The sequence below is a fragment of the Paraglaciecola sp. 25GB23A genome (genome assembly GCF_040012495.1).
GTDB lineage: Bacteria > Pseudomonadota > Gammaproteobacteria > Enterobacterales > Alteromonadaceae > Paraglaciecola.
Genome location: NZ_JBDYKM010000003.1, coordinates 163,756 through 184,124, shown reverse-complemented (window position 1 = coordinate 184,124; position 20,369 = coordinate 163,756). Strand labels below are relative to the sequence as shown.

Here is a 20,369-nt window from a genome sequence, read left to right as displayed (position 1 = left end):
GTAAAATGAATTAGTTATATTGAGCAAATCGACGGGCGGCGCGCACCAAGTCAACTTGTGCTTCTTGTGACTGTTGCTGCAGTGTTTCTTGCTGTAGGTAAAGATCGTCTAGGGTGCTTTTGAGCAACTCTATATCTTGTCTGATTTTTAAACGCTCTTCGCGTATCAAGCCATCCGCAATGATAAGTTCATTTTGTTGTTCAAGCTGTGCTTGTACGCTGTCAATTTGTTCAGCATTACTGGCTAAACGTTTGTTCGCTTCATCTAGCACTGACTTAATGGCAAACATGGCCTCGCCATCACGAAAACCGGCCAAAAAGGCTGGAGCCAACGATTCAGGACAATTGTTTTGGTATGTTTTACCTGCACTGCCTTGTCTAAAACCCATTTGATTAGTACAAAAAAGCATTGAACCTGCGTCATGGCCCTGACGATAAGCGCTCAAATCTGGGCTTACGCCATGTTCAGCGCAGTCTTTTCGGTGTTGAGCAATTTCAGTTTGCGGCCTACCAGCAGCGCCATCTTCAAAGCCTATGTTTTGCCAGTCGGCACTTAAACACATGGATTTATTCATGTTGGCGCAGCCACTTAGCACTAGGCTTAGGCCAAAAATAATAAAAGTCAGTTTGAACATCGTTATCCCTATTGAGCAAAGGGTTAGGAGTTTAAGAGCATTTATAAGCTAATTAAGATTAATCAAAGCTGAATACTCGGTGAACTGCTATTTTGGATGGCAATGAGGGGCTTAACAAGGATTAATTGTAACATCCAACTTGTAATTTGTGTCGTACCCCTTATATCTGCTCCTGCTTTTGCCTTAAGGATTGTTTATGTTAGTTGTATTGTCTCCCGCCAAAAATCTCGATTTTTCGACGCCTGCTCATCTGGATGATTTTACCCAGCCACAGCTGTTGGAGGATTCAGCTGAGCTGATAGAACGCTGTCGAGACTTAAGCCCCGCTAATATTAGTTCCCTGATGAAAATCAGCGACAAACTGGCGGGATTAAATGCCGATCGGTTTGCGAGTTGGCAAACTCCATTTACGCCAGATAATGCCAAGCAGGCGGTACTTGCCTTTAACGGTGATGTATATGGTGGTTTAGATGCAGGTAGTTTTTCTGCTGAAGATATGTCCTTTGCCCAACAACATTTACGCATTCTCTCTGGTTTGTATGGGGTATTGAAACCGCTCGATTTGATGCAGGCTTATCGTCTTGAAATGGGCACAAAATTGGCAAATCAAGGCGGCAAAGACCTTTATCAATTCTGGAATGACAAAATTACTCTGGTGCTAAATGAAGCCATTAAAAAGCAAGGTGACAACGTATTAGTGAATCTTGCTTCGAATGAATATTTTAAATCAGTCAAAGCTAAAAAACTCAATGCACAAATTATAACCCCTACCTTTTTAGATTGTAAAAAGGGGCAATACAAAGTCATTAGTTTTTTTGCTAAAAAAGCCCGTGGTTTGATGGCACGTTTTATTATTCAACAGCGTGTTGCTGAAGTGGCTCAATTAAAAGAGTTTGATGTTGCAGGTTATGGTTTTGATGAAAACAGAAGTACTGCAACAGAGCTGGTATTCAGTCGAGCAGAAGTGAATTAAGCCATCACTTATCGAAGGCAGGACGGCTATCTGCCATCAGCTTGTCTAGCGCGCGTTGCGCTTTTGCGGGATGTTTGAGGTCATCTTCTTCAAGCATCTCGCACTCATCGTTGAGCATCTGCTTAATCGTTACGGGGTAAGATTTACAATCATCGGGGCGGTCGAAATAAATATCGCAGGTATAAATGTTTTGCTCAGGGACTTTGCGTAAAAAAGGACATAAACTCAGTTGCTTTCCGGTCTGAGGACTCATCCAAATCAGCCCAGCTTTGACATACTCAGCAATGTCTGGTCGAAAGAGTTGCCACATGTTTATTTCATCATCACTGGCTGACAAACCACCATCGCTATATTTGGTGCAGCATTTTCCACATTGTGTGCATTCTTTCATATTGACTTGAATTAGCGTCAGAAGGTCTCAGCATACAACATTGTGCGCCACACACCTCAGTTTATTCAACGTTTTAGCATTGTTACTGATTAGTATACTCCGTATGATATGTAGCTATAACTAAACAACGATTAGTCACTCATGACAGACAATAATACGCATTTTTCTACTTTTTTAGCCGAAGCTAAGTTAAGCCAAACATTTTGGGCCTTGCAAGATAAGACGTCTGAAGGTTGGGTTATTTTAGATTCAATTAATTTTGAAAATACCGATGTTATGCCCTTGTGGTCTAATAATGCACTGGCTACTAGTCATTGTATTGACGAGTGGCAAGACTATATACCAGTGCAAATTAGTGTTGGTGACTGGTTAGAGTTTTGGGTTGAAGACTTAGCGCAAGATAACATTGTGATTGGGGTTAATTGGCAAGGTGAAGACGAATACCTAGAATTAGAATTGGCTGACTTTAGTCAAAAGTTAGCCGAAATAGAACGTCTTTAACGCTCTAGTAAGCGCAGCATTTTTGCATTGTTAAAAAGTAGCTTAGGCTGCTTTTGCTTTTTTCGAGGATTTCAATTACGTCTTTGGCGCAATCTTCATGCTTGGCCCGTTACTCGCTCTTTGTTATGCAAGCCAATACCTAAGTATCACCTCGTAGATTTTTTAATCAGTTCAATTAGGCTTTAATAGCTCCATCGAAACGCGGCAACTATCAGGCAACGTTTTAAACTAAACCCTAACTAATTAAAACTGTATTGAGGAATTGACCATGTTGAAAATCGTTAAAACTTCTATCGCTTTAGCCGCCGCTTCTTTCATTGTTGCTGGACACGCCAAGGCCGATATCAACGAAGCACTACAAAATATCTGTACTATCGTTAAAGCTGACGATAAAGGCGAATTACGCAAAAAAATGAAAATGGTCCAGTCTGACTACCGTTTACAACTACAAGATTATTACTCAGGTATCTCTTGTGGCGGCGAAAGCTTAATCCGCACCGCGATGTTAAACAACGCAGTTGAAACAGGTACCTTGATGGTTAAAAAGATGCCTAAGGGCGACTTAAGCTCACCAGAGTCAGATGGTAAAACCATCTCTGCATGGGCCACAGAAAAAGGCTTAGACAGCTCACCTATCGTGGCAGCCCTTAACGAAAGAATTTAAAAGATAGCGGCGAGCTTCTAGCCGCGAGCCACGAGCAAAAGAATAAAGCGTTTTAGTCTTATCTTTAGCTCGCCACTCGTAGCTCGCTACTCGCAGCTGTCGAACCACAGAATTACGCCAAGGTCTTTTAGACTTTAGCTCGCAGCTCGATGCTAATGGCTCGTCGCTGCTCTACAGTTCAACATGGTGGGTGAAGCGTAACACCTTCTCCTAAGAAGACGGCCTCAATTGAGGCCGTTTTTTTATGTGCGACTCCTAGCTTAATCTTATCAACCTTGCTCAAAGCTAGAATCTAGCAACTAGCAACTAGAACCTAGTTACTAGCAGTTTACTCCTTCATGCCTTTGCCCGTGGCTGCCCAATATATGCCGCCATAGAGATGTTCGATAAACGCTTTATTGCTATAAGAAACCCCCATGTGGCCTAAAGCGGTATAAAAAGAGCGCCCACCATCATAATTTTGGTACCAAGATACGGGATGAAACTTGCCCATACCGTCACCTTTAACTCGGCCCCAATCGGCCTTAGGATCATAAGTACTTTCGTCCACACTCAATAGATAAGTTAAATTAGGGCTTAATTCTTCACCAAATTCATACCACTCTTCTGTCCACAGGCTATTTTCAGGAAAATACTCCAAGCCCGGAAATGAGGTGTTAATGACAGATAAACGTGCCGTTTGAATCTGTGGATGAATATGAAAGTGTCGACCGACTAATTTACCAAACCACGGCCAGTCATATTCAGTATCGCTGGCACTGTGCACCCCAACAAAGCCCTTACCTGATTGAATAAAGCCTTCCAGCGCCTGTTGCTGTTGTTCGTTTAGTATATCGCCGGTGGTTTGTAAAAAGAGCACGACATCAAATTTGGCTAAATTTTCACTGTTAACCAAATTGGCGTCTTCTTGCCAATCCACCGTGAAATGGTGATTTTCTGCCATGGCCTTTAAGGCCGTCACTCCCTCATTGATAGACGTATGATGCCACCCTGCAGTTTTACTGAAAATCAATACCTTAAATTGTTCAGCCAGCAGACGTGCACTAAACAAACTGAGAATTAAGGCAGACCACAAGACCACATTTTTTATCTTCATAATTTTATTCCTTTTGTTACCAATTAAACATTGAACCGTCTTCAAGACGGTTGATGGGTAGATATGCTCTTTTGTAGGGGTACTTCGCGGCCAATTCTTCATTAATATCCGAGCCATGGCCCGGTTTTTCACCAATCATCATGTAGCCTTGCTCAAAGTGATAGTCATGAGGAAACACTTCTTCACTCAGTTCAGTGTGCTGCATGTGTTCCTGAATTCCAAAGTTAGGTACCCAAGTATCAAAATGCAAGGCACAGCCCATAGTAATAGGCGACAAGTCTGTCGCTCCGTGAAACCCCGTTTTGACATGATATAAATCGGCTAAAGCGGCTATTTTTTTTAGGTGAGTAATACCCCCGCCGTGCACAATTGTTGTGCGAATATAGTCAATTAATTGCTCGGTAATGAGTTGCTGACAATCGTAGATTGATGAAAACACTTCACCCACTGCAATAGGGGTAGTGGTATGTTGGCGGATTAGCCTAAAGCCCTCTTGCAGTTCAGCCGGCACAGCATCTTCCATCCAAAATAAACGATAAGGCTCTAAGTCTTTACCTAATCGTGCGGCTTCAATAGGGCTTAAGCGGTGATGTACATCGTGTAACAGATGGGGCTCGTCGCCATATTGCTCACGTAGTTTTTCAAACAAGGACGGAATGAAGTTTAAATATTTGCTGGTCGACCACAAACTTTCCGAAGGTAAGTCAGCATCCGCAGGTTCGTAAACCCCTTTGACTTTAGACACCCCATAAGTGCCATCTAGTCCTGGAATGCCCGATTGAGCACGAATGGCTTTGTAGCCCATATCGATGTGGCGTCCCACTTCATCCACAGTTTCTTCAAGATCACGCCCGTTTGCGTGAGCATAAACCAGAATCCCCTGACGACTTTTACCACCTAGCAATTGGTATAACGGCATATTCGCTGCTTTAGCTTTTATATCCCACAGTGCCACATCGACAGCTGCGATGGCTGTCATATTGACAGAACCACGTCGCCAATAGGCACCCTTGTAAAAAAATTGCCAAATATCTTCGATTTGTGAGGCATCTCTGCCGATCAGGCAAGGAATAAGATGATCTTGCAAATAACTGGCGACAGCCAATTCTCTGCCATTTAATGTGGCATCACCGACGCCATAAAGTCCACATTCTGTTTCGATTTTAAGGGTAACAAAATTTCTACTGGGGCAAGTCACTATGACTCGAGCAGCCCGAATTTTCATCTATAGTGTCTCCTGTTAATAAATTGTTGCCACTTCACTTGGGCGAAAAAACCAAATCGAGGTTGGAATAAGGTGTATTTTTGCTTAAAAGTGGCCAACTCAATACCCCTAAGTACATAAACGTAAGACTATAACAACATAATGTAATGATGGATTGAGCGGACTATTTTGTAACATCAACATAACAAGTGCGCAGTTGCTGGATAAACAAGGACTGTGCGGTATTGAAAAATATGATGATGACAGGCTTCAAAAATGAAATATAGGTGCTTGCAATGACGGTAAAAAAGAACGTTTCCTGGTTTAGCTGCAAGGTTTTGCCAAGAGCTGCGGTTGGTCTCACTATCGCCTTGTTATCTCTAGTATCGGTAGTCGTTCAGTCAAAAGAGTTGAACGCCAATTATTTTTATTTTTTTGATGGTAAGCCAATAGCCGGATGGGGTCTTACCTTAGGCGATGAGGCAAACTGGGTCTTACCAGTTAATGATGATGTTAAGGTGTCTGCCGGAAAACAAATTGAAATTAGTCGTGCTGACTACAAGGGTAGCGGTGATGCGCTGAACCTTAAGTGGTCTCGGTCAAAAGGTAAGGGACAGTTTGCCATATATGGTTCACCCATAAATTTAACTCAGTTGGAAAATAGGGCCGCTCTAACCATGGAAATAAAAATTATCAGAAAACCTAAAACAAACGTTTCTATCGGCATGGACTGCGGTTATCCGTGCCGCGGAGAAATGAATATCCATAAAATGCTGCGTGAAATGAAAATCGATGAATGGATTATGTTTCCCATTCCGATTAATTGTTTTGCGATTAAGGGGGCTGACCTTAGTAAGATTAATAGCCCTATTTTAATTGCGTCTGAAGGGCAATTTGAACTGCAAATTGCCAATATTAGGCTCGAGTTATTACCAGAAGGAGCACCGACCTGTGCCACATAAAAAAAGATTTAGTCGTATCATGAGACAACAATTTGCTTTACTTACGATCACGGCTTTGGCTGCGAGCACGATGTTGATTTCATGTAATGAAACGGCAATACATCCCCGTGAGACCTCTACTGCATCCCTTGAAACGCCCGATAAGCTCCCTAAAATACAGATTAATCAGGTTGGATTTCTTCCCCAGGACAATAAAGTTGCAGTAATCACCGAGCAGCAGCAAGGTACATTTAAGGTTTTTTCACTAGCAACTCAACAAGTGGTATTTACTGGTCAGTTGCGCGACAAGGGACGATGGCCTCTTTCTGATGAGGTCGTTAGTTTGGCCGATTTTAGTCAGGTAACACAGGCTGGTGATTATCGACTGGAATTAGATGAGGGTCGTCAATCAGCTCTGTTTTCAATCAGTCCGCTGGCCTACAGTGAGATACATGATGCCAGTCTTAAGGCTTATTATTTTAATCGTGCAAGTATGGCCTTGAGTGCTGAATATGCAGGGCAATGGGCAAGGGCAGTTGGTCATCCAGATACTCAAGTTATGATCCACGCGAGCGCGGCCTCAGACCAACGTCCAGAGGGCACTTTTATTTCAGCACCCAAGGGCTGGTATGACGCCGGTGACTACGGAAAATATGTGGTCAATTCAGGCATATCTACCTATACATTGCTACTTGCTTACCGTCAATTTAGCGATTTTTATGCCACCCGAAGTGGTCATATACCAGAATCAAATGACGCTGTACCTGACATTCTGAATGAAGTTAAATGGAATCTTGATTGGTTGGAAGCCATGCAAGATCCAAATGATGGAGGGGTTTACCATAAACTCACTACCTTAAATTTTAGCGGCAGCGTTATGCCAGATAAGGCGATAGAGCAACGCTATGTGGTACAAAAAAGCACAGCAGCTGCACTGAACTTTGCGGCAGTAATGGCCTTTGCCAGCCAAGTGTATAGCGATTATGAAAACGCCTATCCGGGTAAAAGTGCGGCATATAGCCAGGCGGCGCTTAAAGCATGGAATTGGGCCAAAGCCCATCCTGAGGTTTACTATCAGCAACCCGATGATGTGAAAACGGGAGGTTATGGCGATAAATATCTTGCTGATGAATTTGCCTTTGCTGCCGCGCAATTGTTTGTTTTAACGCAAGACCCATACTACTTAGACGAATTTCTGCGCTTAGATCAACCTTTCAAAGTAGCAAATTGGGCAAGCACTGCAGGTTTGGGCTATTTCACCCTAGTCAGTTTTGCGCAAGATTTAATGTCTGCTGAACAATATCAACAAATTGCAGATAAATTAATTAAGCAAGCAGAGTTGATCGTCACACAGTTAGAAGAGTCTGCCTATCAGGTGCCATTAATAGAAAGTGATTTTGTCTGGGGCAGCAACGCGGTAGCGATGAACAAAGCAATGGTCTTATTGATTGCCAATCAACATAAAGTCAATCCGCAATTTCGTCATGCTGCCGTGGCCTTGAGTGACTATGTCTTAGGGCGCAATCCGACAGGCTATGCCTATGTGACCGGCTTTGGTCAACAATCGCCCCTGCATATTCATCATCGTCCTTCAGAGGCTGATGGTGTCGTGGCACCGGTGCCAGGCTTTGTTGCAGGTGGCGCGCAAAATGGCTGGCAGGATAAATGTACTTATCCCTCCAAAATGCCAGCAGCATCTTATGTGGATGATTTTTGTAGTTATTCTACCAATGAAATCGCGATTAATTGGAATGCGCCGCTGGTGTATGTATTGGCGGCCCTTCAGGCAGATTCGGCCTCTCGATAAAATGGTCAAGAATGGTCGCCTTAATGAAAAATTTCACCGTGTATAAGGTTTTAACTCGTTTGTTCTTTGCTGTGCTGTTTTCAGTCGCGTCATTGTGTAATGTGTACGCGCAAAGCTACATAACGCAGCTTAATACTAACAACAACTTACTGTTAGCTAATAAAACTGGAGCAGCGGCCATCTACCTTGAGCAAAACGAGGCTGAGGGACTAAGACTGGCGGTGCATAATCTGCAACAGGATATCTACAAAGTCAGTCAACAACGCAGTCAGATTATCGAACAAATTGTACCGAGCGATACCTTAATTATTGTCGGTACTTTAAAAAATAGTGCCATCATTAAGCAATTAGTAAGCCGCGGGAAAATCGAGCTAACTGAGCTGCTAGGGCAATGGGAAGCCTTTCAAATTCAAACCGTTTCAGATCCTCTGCCTGATGTTAAGCAGGCTTTGGTTATTGTGGGCAGCGATATGCGTGGGGCTATTTTTGGGGTCTATGATCTAAGCGAAAAAATCGGTGTTTCACCCTGGTATTGGTGGGCTGATGTACCCGTTAAACAGGCAGATTCACTGTACGTAAAAGCCAATACTAAAGTGCGAGAGCAAGCCAAAGTGCGTTATCGTGGTATTTTCTTGAATGATGAAGCCCCCGCTTTATCAGGATGGGTGCATGAGAAATTTGGTACCTATAACAGTGATTTTTATCAACACGTTTTTGAATTGCTATTGCGCTTGAAAGCTAATTTTTTATGGCCAGCCATGTGGAATAATGCCTTTAGTTTAGATGACCCGAATAACTCGCAACTGGCTAATACCATGGGCATAGTGATGAGTACCTCTCATCACGAACCAATGATGCGCGCCGATAAAGAATGGCACACGTCTGTTGATGGTAAATGGGACTATGCGGTCAACCCAGAAAAGCTCTATCAGTTTTGGCAAGAGGGGGCCAAGCGTCATCGTAATCTTGAAAGCGTTTTCACCCTTGGTATGCGTGGCCAAGCGGATGAACCGATGGGCGAAATAGAGAACATCGCTTTACTTGAAAAAATCGTTGCAGACCAGCGACAAATTCTCAGTGATACCTTTGGTAAAGACAAACTGACAGAGGTTCCCCAAGTCTGGGCTTTGTACAAAGAGGTGCAAGGCTATTACGAAAACGGCATGCGCGTGCCCGATGATGTGACCTTGTTATGGTCGGATGATAATTGGGGCAATTTACGCCGTTTACCTACTCTTGATGAACGCAAGCGCTCTGGCGGCGCTGGGATCTATTATCATTTTGATTATGTGGGCGGTCCGCGCTCTTATCGTTGGATTAATACTGTGCCCATTGCCAAAATTTGGGAACAAATGAACTTGGCTTATGAATACCAAGCCGATCGTATTTGGCTAACCAATGTGGGTGATTTAAAACCCATGGAGTTGCCTACCGACTTCTTTTTACGTATGGCTTGGGATCCCACCCACTGGACCGCCGATAGTTTGCTTGAATATGGACAGCAATGGGCCGCACAGCAGTTTGGTGAACAATATGCAGTGGAGATAGAGCAACTGATCTCAGGTTATACGCGGCACAACGGCCGGCGCAAGCCAGAATTAATGACGCCAGATACTTACAGTCTTATGCATTATAATGAAGCTCAAAGTATCTCAGAAGAATTACAAGCTTATGTGCAGCTTGCTGAAAAAATATATCAACAGTTACCCGCAGCCTATCAAGACGCTTTTTTTCAACTGGTGCTTCATCCAGTAAAAGCAACGGCCACTCTTTATGAACTAAATTATAGTGTTGCACTAAACAAGCTGTATGCCCAGCAAGGTAGAGCGAGCACTAATGACTATGCCGCCCGTGCTAAGGCATGGTTTTTAGCCGATAAAACCCTTGAAAACGAATATCATTCTCGATCTCAGGGGCGTTGGGCCCACTTTATGTCCCAGCCTCATATCGGTTATACCCATTGGAATAATCCCCCTGCTAACACCATGCCTGCTGTTATGGTCAATGAACCTATTGACGCTGCAGATATGGGGGTCGCTATTGAAGGACAAGTGGATGCGTGGCCAGCAACAGCCAATCTGAGTCTTGATTTTGATTATTATGGTCAGCAGCAACGTTATATCGAGGTCTTTAATAAAGGTACTCTACCTTTTAAAGCTCAATTTAGTTTATCAGCACCTTGGCTCATATTATCTGAATTACCAGCGCAAATTGAGCAACAACAGCGCATTTGGGTCAGTATAGACTGGACAAAAGTGCCAAATTCCCAAGCAGTTGGCACTGTTACCATAAAGGGAACGGGATGGGGAGGGGCTACTATCAAAGTCCTAGCTACTAAAGCACTTGACAAAAACATTCATGGTTTTGTCGAGGCTGACGGATATATAGCCCTCGAAGCTGCTAGCGCCAAGACCATGCAACAAAATATCGATGCCAAATGGGTGGAGATATCTCGACATGGACGCACGCATTCTTCGATGACGGGTTTAATCCAAGCAGAAGATAATTTTCTTAAGCACATCAAAACGGCGCCCTATTTAGAATATGACCTGCATCTGTTCTCATCGGGTGTAATTACAATTAATACTTATCTGGCACCTAGTTTAAATTTTGCTCCCGGCAGAGGCTTACGTTTCGCTATTAGTCTTGACGGTGAAGAACCGCAACTGATTGATGTACTTGCTGAAAATACTAATGCTAAATGGGAAGAATCGGTTAAAAATGGTGTGCATAAGGTAAGCAGTAAACATGTGCTAAGCACGCCCGGAGCTAAAAAACTGCGGCTATATCTAGTTGAATCAGGCATTACTGTGCAAAAAATTGTAATCGATACCGGTGGATTAAAGCCAAGTTATTTAGGGCCACAGCAAAGCCTGAAATTACCTTAGAGCTTGCTGTAGGCCTAGTATACTTCAAATCATATTTAGCAGTGAGTTAGAACTTTGCCAACTCAAGAGCTATTGCGTTGATTAGTCACTATTTTTTTTAACATGTTTGCAAGGAAGCAAGTATTTGTTGTTAATTTTATGTTGCGAAATATCGTTTCATTTTTCAGTTTTCTCCTACCTTGATTGACTGTAAAGGCACAAAAATCCATAGTGATTTGGTCATTTAGTTTCAATGTGACTAAATAAATTTCACTTTTGAAACTTTGATTGTTAATGAAATGTTGACTGTTCTTGACAAGGAAGACATAATTAATGAAAACGTTTTCAACTAATAATACTAATGAACGTTTTTACAATTAATGTCTATAAGGGTTATTTGTGCCGATACCAGGGGCTACAGATGACTTTAATCACACCATAGAGGTAAGTCGTAATGGCTACAAATACTAGATCACATGTACCAAAATTTCGTAAGTCCCTATTAGCTTTAGCTATGATGGGCGTCTGCGTTTCTGCTTTGGGTCAAGAAGCAGAGCAAGTAGCCCCAAAAGATGCGGAGGAAGAAGGTGTTGAGTTAATTGAAGTGCGTGGTATGCGCGCTAACTTAATTAACGCACAAAATTTAAAACGTAATTCAGATACGGTAATTGATGCACTTACCGCTGCTGATATTGGTGCATTACCCGATCGAAGCGTATTAGAGGCTATTCAACGTTTACCCGGTGTTTCAATCGAACGATTTGCTGGACCAGATGATCCTGACCATTTCAGTGTAGAAGGTTCTGGCGCAATTATTCGTGGTATGACACAAACTCGTTCTGAATTTAATGGCCGTGATTCTTTTTCTGCTAACTCCAGCCGTGGCTTGTCATTTCAAGACGTATCTCCCGAATTGATGGGTGGTGTAGACGTATTTAAAAACCAAACTGCTGACATGATTGAAGGTGGTATAGGCGGGACAATTAGCTTACGTACTCGCAAGCCTTTTGATGCTGCTGGCCAAGTATTTGCCTTTAACGTTGACTATTCCTATGGTGATATTGCAAAAGAATGGACACCTACATTATCGGCTCTATATAGCAATCGTTGGGAAACTGGTGCGGGTGAATTTGGCGTATTACTTAACTATGCAGATTCAAGGCTAATGGGAGCGTCGCACGGCATACAAAGTGATGCTGTAGTTGAATATTATGCTCGTGATTTAGTCGGCGCCGAAGCCTTTTTAGGTAGCGATAATAACGGGACAGTCTGGGTACCTCAGGCCTCAAACTTACTGCAAAAAGAAGATGACCGTAAACGTAAAGGAGCAGCCTTAGCCTTACAATTTGAAAATACCGATGAAACCTTTTTAGCGACTTTCCAATATTTACGTTCAGAAGCAAATTTGGCGTGGAATGAAAGAGCGGTTAAATATCAGGGTGGTTATCAAGATATCGATCGCCGTACTATGCGTGGATTAGAAGGCACAGAGTTTAGCTTTAACGAAGATGGTGTGTTTGAGTCAGGTACTATGGTGCAAGGCACTGATGGCTGGCGTTCAGGCGACAATAACGCTAATCGTATTCCACGTGCGTGGGGTGATAACTCTGCGGGACAATGGGGTTTAAATACCCAAATGGACAGCCGTGTTAACCAAACTGATTCACTTGTTGAAGATTTTTCACTCAACTTTAAGTGGAAAGCCAGCGACAATTTAGAATTGATTGCCGATATGCAATATATTAAAGCCGATGCACAAAATGATGACTTGGCGGTGCATTTAAATACTTGGAGTATTCAGCAATATGATGTCAGTGGTACGACACCTACCTTGACCTTGATTGACCCTTGGAATGGCGCCCGTGATGCCAATCCTGATGCCTATCAAACGTATCCTGACGGGGCGACGAGCTCAGATTTACATGATACTTATCCTGGATTCAGCGGTGATCCTGCTGGAGATAGCAACTATTTTGCTGATCCCAATAGTTATTGGTTACGCTCTGCGATGGATCACTATGAACGTTCTGAAGGTGATTCAAAAGCTTTCCGTCTTGATGGCACATATTATCCTGAAAGCGACGGTTTTATCACTGCGGTCAAAGCGGGTGTTCGTTATGCAAAACGCGAACAAACCGTGCGTCGTACAGGTTGGAACTGGGGTTCATTGGCACCAGAGTGGGCGAGTGGTACTGGCTGGTTAGATCAAATTGATCCAAATGGCGAGATTTATGAGACGGTTGATTGGTCTGATTTTCATGGTGGAGACGCTGCATTTATTTCGGGCAATACAACTTTACACGCCAGTGAAAACTTTATTCGCACATTAATGGGGGCCAGTCCCAGTAATAATTATACCGATTTTCAATCGACCAGCGGTTCGTGGACACCTTATCCGAGCAGAAATGGTGTTGATGATAAATATGGTGTATTTACCCCAGGTGAAATTAATGCCACAACAGAAACCAATAATGCTTTTTACATCCGTGCGGATTTTGAAGGGGAAAGTAAGTTTCGATACACCGGTAATATCGGTTTACGTTATGTTAAGTTAGATAGAAGTTCTTTAGGATCAGTAACCTTCCCAGACTTCGTCCCTGATTTCGCAGCGCCATCGGACATAAATACCCCCTTAACACCTAGTTCCATTATCAACTATTTACAAGCTCAAGTTGACGCAGGCACTTTTGCTGATTTAAATGAAGCCTTAGATGCTGATGGTTCTGACGGTGGTCTGGATAACCGTTGGGCGAAAGATCGGTATAATTATTTAACGGATGATGAGCGCGCTTATGGTGATGATTCAGAAGAGTTATTAACGGCTAAAACCACCTATGATGCTTGGTTACCTAGCTTCAACTTAAAAGTTGAACTCAGTGATGATTTAGTGGGACGTTTTGCTATTGGTAAGGCGATTGCTTACCCAGATATGGGCGATGTACGTAATCGTGTAGATGTAGGAGCTTTGTCTCTTGAAGAAACGCGAATTCAATTGCCGCCAGAAGTGGAACCCACTGCTGAAGAAAGATTGATCCAGGGTGTTAGTGTGTCAGGATGGACAGGAAGTGGAGGTAATCCTTACTTAAAACCAATGGAATCTATTCAGATGGATATCGCTTTGGAATGGTATTTTGCTGATGTAGGCCAATTAAGTGCCACTTTCTTCCATAAAGACTTAAAAGAGTACTTTATCCAAGGAACATCTCTGCAGAAAATCACCAATCCTAATTCTGGTATTAGTCAAATTGTTGATGTTGCCGCAACCCGCAATGGTGGAAAGGCGACAATGGATGGGGTTGAACTGTCTTATCAACAATTCTTTGATATGTTACCCGCACCGTTTGATGGTTTCGGTATTCAATCTACTTATACCTATATTGATGCAACTGGTGCTCCAAATAACAAAATTGATATTGAAGATGAAGGATTTATTGGTGACGATTCTACCGATACTGGTATACGTGTTGATTTAGATGTTATTCCTCTGCAAGGCCAATCTAAACATACCTTCAACTTAGTGGGTATGTATGAGAAAGAAGAATGGAGTGCGCGTTTAGCCTATAACTGGCGTTCAAGATACTTACTGACTACCCGTGACGTCATCAGTAAAGCGCCTTTATTTTATGACGATCATGGCCAGTTAGATGGCTCAATCTTCTACAAAGTGAATGACAATATTACTGTGGGTATTCAAGGTACTAACCTGACCAACTCGCAATCAGAAACCATTATGTTATTAAATAATGATTATTTGGAAGCGGGTCGCTCTTGGTTTGTGGCTGACCGACGTGTGGCATTAGTGGCAAGAGGCAACTTTTAATAACTAGGCTGTAATCTGTAAAAAAGCGCTGGATGAGAACCCAGCGCTTTTTTATTTTAGTACCAGATTTTTGCTGAACGAAGGTTACATTAAAGGCAAAGAACTTGGTTATTGAAAATAGATCGTTTAGCATTTTTGTCATTGTTAACGGATTAATTACTTTAAATAGGCCAGCAGCAGTATGTCGACCACACAAAACAAAACTCGCCAACAAGTTGTCATTTTGGGAGGAGGTAGTTCTGGCTGGATGACTGCTGCCAGTCTGGCTCGATTTCTTTGCCCGCATCACTATTGCATCACCTTAATTGAATCAGAACTAATTGGTACGGTTGGGGTCGGCGAAGCAACCTTACCTCATCTGCGTAGTTTCAATCAGTTATTAGGGATTGATGAAAACGAATTCATGCGCGAAACGGGGGCTACCTATAAGCTAGCTATACAATTTCCCGGTTGGGGGGCCAAAGAAAACAGTTATTTCCATCCTTTTGGCCTAAGTGGCCAGGACATTAATGGTATTGATTTTCATCAGTATTGGTTGCGTTTGCGCCAACATGGTAAAGCCTTACCATTTGACCAATATTCCATAGCAGTGCAAGCCGCTAAACAACAAAAATTTAGTTATCCCAGTGATAACCCTCAAGATTTGCGTGCTGATTATGGTTATGCATTTCATTTGGACGCAACGTTATACGCTCAATATTTACGTAAATATGCGGAACAACGAGGTGTGCAGCGTATTGAAGGTAAAGTTGCTGAGGTACGCCGTCATGAGCACGAGACTTTAGATGCTAAACGAGGGGACATAGCCTGTTTAGTCATGGAGTCAGGTCAAATCATAGGCGGTGACCTATTTATTGATTGTTCAGGTTTTGCAGGGGTCTTGATTGAGCAAAATCTCAAGACAGGATATGAAAACTGGACACATTGGTTACCCTGTGATCGCGCCATCGCAGTGCCCACAGAACGTATCGAAAATCCTCCTCCATATACACGCGCTGCTGCAAAATCAGCCGGTTGGCAGTGGCGTATTCCACTGCAACATCGCACAGGCAATGGCATTGTGTATTGCAGTGGTTATTTAAATGATCAACAGGCACAAGACATCCTGTTAAAAGACATCGAAGAGCCACCAACGGCTGGGTTGAATAAGCTTCGCTTTACAACGGGTAAACGTAAGGCCACCTGGCAATATAATTGTGTCGCTATAGGTTTGTCTGCTGGATTTTTAGAACCACTTGAATCCACCAGTTTGTATTTAGTGCAAATCGCTATCCAAAAATTATTAGAACATTTTCCTAGTCGCACCATTGGGGATGTAGAGCGAGATAGCTATAACCGCCAAATGGACAATGAATATTTGCGGGTCAGAGATTTTATCATTTTGCATTATAAGGTTAATCAGCGCCAAGACTCTGATTTTTGGCGTTACTGTCAAAATATGGCAGTACCCGATTCATTAGCAGCCCAAATGGAGTTGTTTAAAGAAGGGGCTCGTATCAGTGAATACCGCCAAGGTCTGTTTTTACCAGCAAGTTGGCTGGCAGTCTATTTGGGGCAGGGTATGTTACCTAAACGTTATGATGGACGGGTAGATTTGGCGCCATTAGATTCTTTAGAAAACTATTTAGCAAACTTCCATCAACAATTAGTAAACGCGGTTAATCTTATGCCCTTACATAGCAATTCAATTAAGTTAACTAAACAAATGGCACCCAGTTTATATCCTGCTGCTCCACGAAGTTTGTATGGGATAAATGCATGAACACAACCATTAAGCATATTACCATTATGGGCTCTGGCATAGAATTGTATATGACTGCAGCCATACTTTCGGTCGCGTTGCTGCCTTTTGGTATCAACATTAAAGTACTCGCGTTACCAACAACAGATGTTGATGCTTTAGTCGAAACCACGGGGCCGGAATTTTCCGCCTTGTGCAACATATTAGGCTTGGTTGAACGAGATGTTGTGCGGCAGTGTTACGGGACATTTCGATTGGGAAGTCGCTATTTAGCCAATCATCACGATTGGTTTGTACCATTTGCTCACCTCGGCCTTAAAGCCCAGCAAGATGACTTCGAACAGGGCCTATTTCAAGTATTAAAACCAACAAATATCAATAATTTAAATCCTTGGTCTCCAGCGTCTTCTGCAGCGATGTCGGGGAAATTTGCCATTGCTGGTAAAGACCGCCCAGATTTACAACAGGCATTAGACTATGGCGTACATCTTGATGCAGCCCAATACCGCCAAATCCTCGCCACTTTATGCCAAAAACAAGGGGTTGAATGGCGAGAATTGACCAGTTCTTCGCTGCAAGTAGACCGTGATGATTTGGGTAATATCGGGACGGTTGTAGTTGATGGAAATCCAATAAAGGCAGATTTTTGGTTTGATTTAAGAGCCGGACGAAGTCATATTGCATGGCAAGATTGGCAAAGCTATCTACCTGTTACTTTTTATGCGCAATGGCAAGCTTTACCCACTCAAACACTATCACCTTATAGTCAATTGCAGCAGTTGCAAGGTGGATGGGTAAAGACCAGTCCTTTGCAAAATGGCAAGGTCGTACAAGTATTCTCCCACCAGAAACAATGTGACTTAGCACAAATTGAACAACAATTAATTACTCTTGGGCTGGCGCCCCAAAGCACTATAAGCTGGAAAGCTGTGCGGTGTCATGTACTTGAGTCGCCTTGGCAAGGTAACTGTTTATCCTTAGGCGAAGCGGCCATCGATCTAGGCGGATTGGTTTTTTCTAAGTTGCAATGTGTACAAACTGCACTGGTGCAATTCATTGATCTATTTCCAGATTTACCCATTGGTGAGCATAATCGCCAGCACTATAACAATGTCTGGCAGTGTTTTGTGCAAGATGCTCTTGACTTTAGCGCAGCGCATTATTTGCCTCAGTCAACGTCATATTCCAACTGCTTAAATGATTTACCAAAGTCTTTATGGCAACGTTTACAACTATTTGAACGACTAGGCCGCTTAACTCCCATGCACAGTGACGCGGTCAGCGAAAGTCAATGGTACCACTTGTTGTTTGGCCTGGGTTTGCGCCCGCAATTAAATTCTGTGGTGTTATCCTCAATGACTGAACAACAGGTGCAATCAGCAACCCAACAAGTTAAACAATCTATCGCAGCTTTAGTCGCTGGCATGCCTAGCCATGAGCAATATTTAGCGCGTTTTTATCCCCCCCTTAATCAGTAAAAATATGAGTAGTTCAATGAAAGAAAAACGCATAAAAAAAATAATTATCGTTGGTGGAGGCACTGCTGGCTACATGGCTGCGGCCGCTTTAACCAAAGTATTATCTAAACAGAATTGTGAAGTGAAGTTGATTGAATCAGAACAGATCGGCACTGTTGGTGTAGGCGAAGCGACCATCCCACAAATTCAATTGTATAATAAATTATTGGGTCTGGATGAAGATGATTTTGTCCGTCGTACAAAAGCCACGTTTAAGCTTGCTATCCAGTTTAAGGACTGGGACAAGATAGGTCATAGCTATTATCACGCCTTTGGTGACGTAGGCAAAGATATGGAAGGTGTTCAGTTCTATCATTACTGGTTGAAAATGCGTCAGCTCGGCAAGGCGGGTGATATTGATGATTACACTCTGACTTCGACTGCCTGTAATCAACAAAAGTTTATGCGCTCCATAGATGCTGGTAATTCTCCTTTATCCAATATTGCTTATGCTTTTCATTTTGACGCTGGACTTTACGCCATATATTTACGTGAACTAGCGGAAAAATCTGGTCTCATTCGTTTAGAGGGGAAGGTGATAGAAACCCAATTGAATGAGCAAGGGTTTGTGCAATCAGTACAACTTGAAAACGGTGATATTCATGCAGCAGATTTTTTTATAGATTGTTCAGGTTTTCGGGGTTTGTTAATCGAGCAAGCCCTAAAAACAGGCTACGACGATTGGACTCATTGGTTACCCTGTGACAGTGCAGTTACTGTGCCGTGCGAGAGCGCCGGAGAGCCTTGGCCTTTTACCCGTTCTACTGCGCAAAAAGCCGGTTGGCAATGGCGTATACCTTTGCAGCACCGTATTGGCAATGGGCATGTTTACTCGAGTAAATTTATGAGTGACGAAGAGGCCAAACAAATATTGTTAGATAACCTCGACGGCAAACCTTTAGGTGAGCCTCGAATTATTCGCTTTACCACAGGTAAGCGCAAAAAATTCTGGAATAAAAACGTACTGGCCCTAGGTTTATCAGCTGGCTTTATGGAGCCACTTGAATCTACCAGTATTCATTTGGTGCAAGCGGCCTTATCTAAACTATTTACCTTTTTCCCCACCTTGTCGTTTGACCAAGTTGATATCGACGAATATAACCGTCAATCCAGTTTTGAGTGGGAGCGTATTCGCGACTTTCTTATTGTGCATTATCACACCACAAAACGTGATGATTCGCCTTTTTGGGATTACTGTCGAACCATGGATATTCCTCCTGAACTGCAACAGAAAATAGCTCAGTTTAAGAAGAATGGTAGGGTCGCGCGAATCGATAGTGAAATGTTTAATGAGCTAAGTTGGTTTGAAGTAATGTATGGCCAGGGGCTGCACCCGGAGTCCTATCATGCATTGGTCGACAACTTCCCTGAGGACCTATTAGAACGACGTTTAGAAAGTATCCGCAATGTGATGATTAACTCGGTTGATTATATGCCAACTCATCAAGAATTTATTAACCAACATTGTAAGTCTGAGTAATGTTGAAGGCCACAGAGGCGATATGCTAAATGCACAAATGCGCTATCAACTCACACATATGGGTAGTGAAAAACAACCTTTGTTGGTGATTGATAATTTGGTAAGTGAGCCGCAAAGCCTGGTTGATTATGCCATGGAACAACAAGATGTAATGCCTGCTAGTGGCCATTACCCGGGTTTGCGCTCTGCCGCCCCAAAAGTCTATGGGGATATGTTAGTCGATGGTCTGACTGACTTATTGTGTAAGGTTTTTTCTTTAGTACCGGCCAACCTCAACAAGGCGGATAGCTACTATTCCATGGTTAGTACCCCAGTGGAGCACTTGAGTATTATTCAACAGCTACCTCACTTTGATCAACCTAACCCAAATGAACTAGCGGTGATCCATTACCTTTGTAATGAGGCTCACGGCGGCACATCTTTTTATTGCCATAGAGGCACTGGTTATGAATATATTGATCAGTTGCGTAGTGCAAATTATTTTACCACTTTAGAAAACGAAATTAAGCAGTATGGAATGCCTCGCAAACCGTGTTATATTAACAATGAAAACGTTTTCTTTTCTAGGGTAGTTTCCGTACCTGCAAAATTTAATCGGGCAGTAATATATCGTTGTTCAAGTCTGCACTCTGGGGATATTTCGCCGGACTATAAATTTGACCTGAATCCAATGAGCGGACGCTTTACTATCGCGTCGTTTATTCATAGTTGAGCTTGTTTGGCTCGTATACGT

The 20,369-nt window shown here is 42.8% G+C and carries 15 protein-coding genes; 11 read left to right on the top strand and 4 right to left on the bottom strand.

The window, feature by feature from the left end; translation table 11 throughout:
* Positions 1–10: 10 nt before the first annotated feature.
* Positions 11–634: a DUF2799 domain-containing protein gene (locus ABKW31_RS08045; protein ID WP_348615810.1), complete on the bottom strand. Its 624-nt coding sequence runs from the start codon at positions 632–634 to the stop codon at positions 11–13.
* A 196-nt stretch (positions 635–830) separates the two neighbouring features.
* Here ABKW31_RS08045 and yaaA point away from each other — a divergent pair, with 196 nt between their 5' ends.
* On the top strand, positions 831–1,607 hold the full coding sequence (gene yaaA / locus ABKW31_RS08040; protein ID WP_348615809.1) for a peroxide stress protein YaaA: 777 nt from the start codon (positions 831–833) through the stop codon (positions 1,605–1,607).
* Between the two features lie 4 nt (positions 1,608–1,611).
* Here the strand turns inward: yaaA and ABKW31_RS08035 are convergent, their stop codons facing one another.
* Positions 1,612–1,998: a YkgJ family cysteine cluster protein gene (locus ABKW31_RS08035; protein ID WP_348615808.1), complete on the bottom strand. Its 387-nt coding sequence runs from the start codon at positions 1,996–1,998 to the stop codon at positions 1,612–1,614.
* Between the two features lie 141 nt (positions 1,999–2,139).
* Here ABKW31_RS08035 and ABKW31_RS08030 point away from each other — a divergent pair, with 141 nt between their 5' ends.
* A complete protein-coding gene (locus ABKW31_RS08030) occupies positions 2,140–2,499 on the top strand; it encodes a DUF2750 domain-containing protein (RefSeq protein WP_348615807.1) in 360 nt (119 codons plus the stop codon).
* A 268-nt stretch (positions 2,500–2,767) separates the two neighbouring features.
* Positions 2,768–3,163 (top strand): DUF3718 domain-containing protein, encoded by a 396-nt coding sequence (locus ABKW31_RS08025; protein WP_348615806.1) that lies wholly within the window; start codon positions 2,768–2,770, stop codon positions 3,161–3,163.
* A 328-nt stretch (positions 3,164–3,491) separates the two neighbouring features.
* Here the strand turns inward: ABKW31_RS08025 and ABKW31_RS08020 are convergent, their stop codons facing one another.
* Positions 3,492–4,259, bottom strand: coding sequence for a ThuA domain-containing protein (locus ABKW31_RS08020; protein ID WP_348615805.1), 768 nt, complete (start codon positions 4,257–4,259; stop codon positions 3,492–3,494).
* Positions 4,260–4,275: 16 nt separating this feature from the next.
* Positions 4,276–5,484: a D-mannonate dehydratase ManD gene (gene manD, locus ABKW31_RS08015; protein ID WP_348615804.1), complete on the bottom strand. Its 1,209-nt coding sequence runs from the start codon at positions 5,482–5,484 to the stop codon at positions 4,276–4,278.
* Between the two features lie 275 nt (positions 5,485–5,759).
* Here manD and ABKW31_RS08010 point away from each other — a divergent pair, with 275 nt between their 5' ends.
* From ABKW31_RS08010 to ABKW31_RS07975, 8 genes are all read left to right on the top strand, one after another.
* Entirely contained in the window at positions 5,760–6,425 is a 666-nt protein-coding gene (locus ABKW31_RS08010) for a putative glycoside hydrolase (RefSeq protein ID WP_348615803.1), read from the top strand.
* A complete protein-coding gene (locus tag ABKW31_RS08005; RefSeq protein WP_348615802.1) occupies positions 6,415–8,211 on the top strand; it encodes a glycoside hydrolase family 9 protein in 1,797 nt (598 codons plus the stop codon). The genes ABKW31_RS08010 and ABKW31_RS08005 overlap by 11 nt, the downstream gene beginning before the upstream one ends.
* A gap of 23 nt (positions 8,212–8,234) precedes the next feature.
* The gene (locus ABKW31_RS08000; RefSeq protein WP_348615801.1) at positions 8,235–11,099 is read left to right on the top strand and encodes a glycosyl hydrolase 115 family protein; all 2,865 of its coding nucleotides are present in this window, start codon (positions 8,235–8,237) and stop codon (positions 11,097–11,099) included.
* 433 nt (positions 11,100–11,532) lie between these two features.
* Positions 11,533–14,898, top strand: a complete 3,366-nt coding sequence (locus ABKW31_RS07995; RefSeq protein WP_348615800.1) for a TonB-dependent receptor — start codon at positions 11,533–11,535, stop codon at positions 14,896–14,898.
* Between the two features lie 181 nt (positions 14,899–15,079).
* The gene (locus ABKW31_RS07990; RefSeq protein WP_348615799.1) at positions 15,080–16,660 is read left to right on the top strand and encodes a tryptophan halogenase family protein; all 1,581 of its coding nucleotides are present in this window, start codon (positions 15,080–15,082) and stop codon (positions 16,658–16,660) included.
* A complete protein-coding gene (locus tag ABKW31_RS07985) occupies positions 16,657–18,117 on the top strand; it encodes a tryptophan 7-halogenase (protein ID WP_348615798.1) in 1,461 nt (486 codons plus the stop codon). Before ABKW31_RS07990 ends, ABKW31_RS07985 begins: the two co-directional genes overlap by 4 nt.
* 16 nt (positions 18,118–18,133) lie before the next feature.
* Complete coding sequence (locus tag ABKW31_RS07980) at positions 18,134–19,636, top strand: tryptophan halogenase family protein (RefSeq protein ID WP_348615797.1); 1,503 nt, start codon at positions 18,134–18,136, stop codon at positions 19,634–19,636.
* 22 nt (positions 19,637–19,658) lie between these two features.
* Positions 19,659–20,348: a DUF6445 family protein gene (locus ABKW31_RS07975; RefSeq protein WP_348615796.1), complete on the top strand. Its 690-nt coding sequence runs from the start codon at positions 19,659–19,661 to the stop codon at positions 20,346–20,348.
* Positions 20,349–20,369 lie beyond the last annotated feature (21 nt).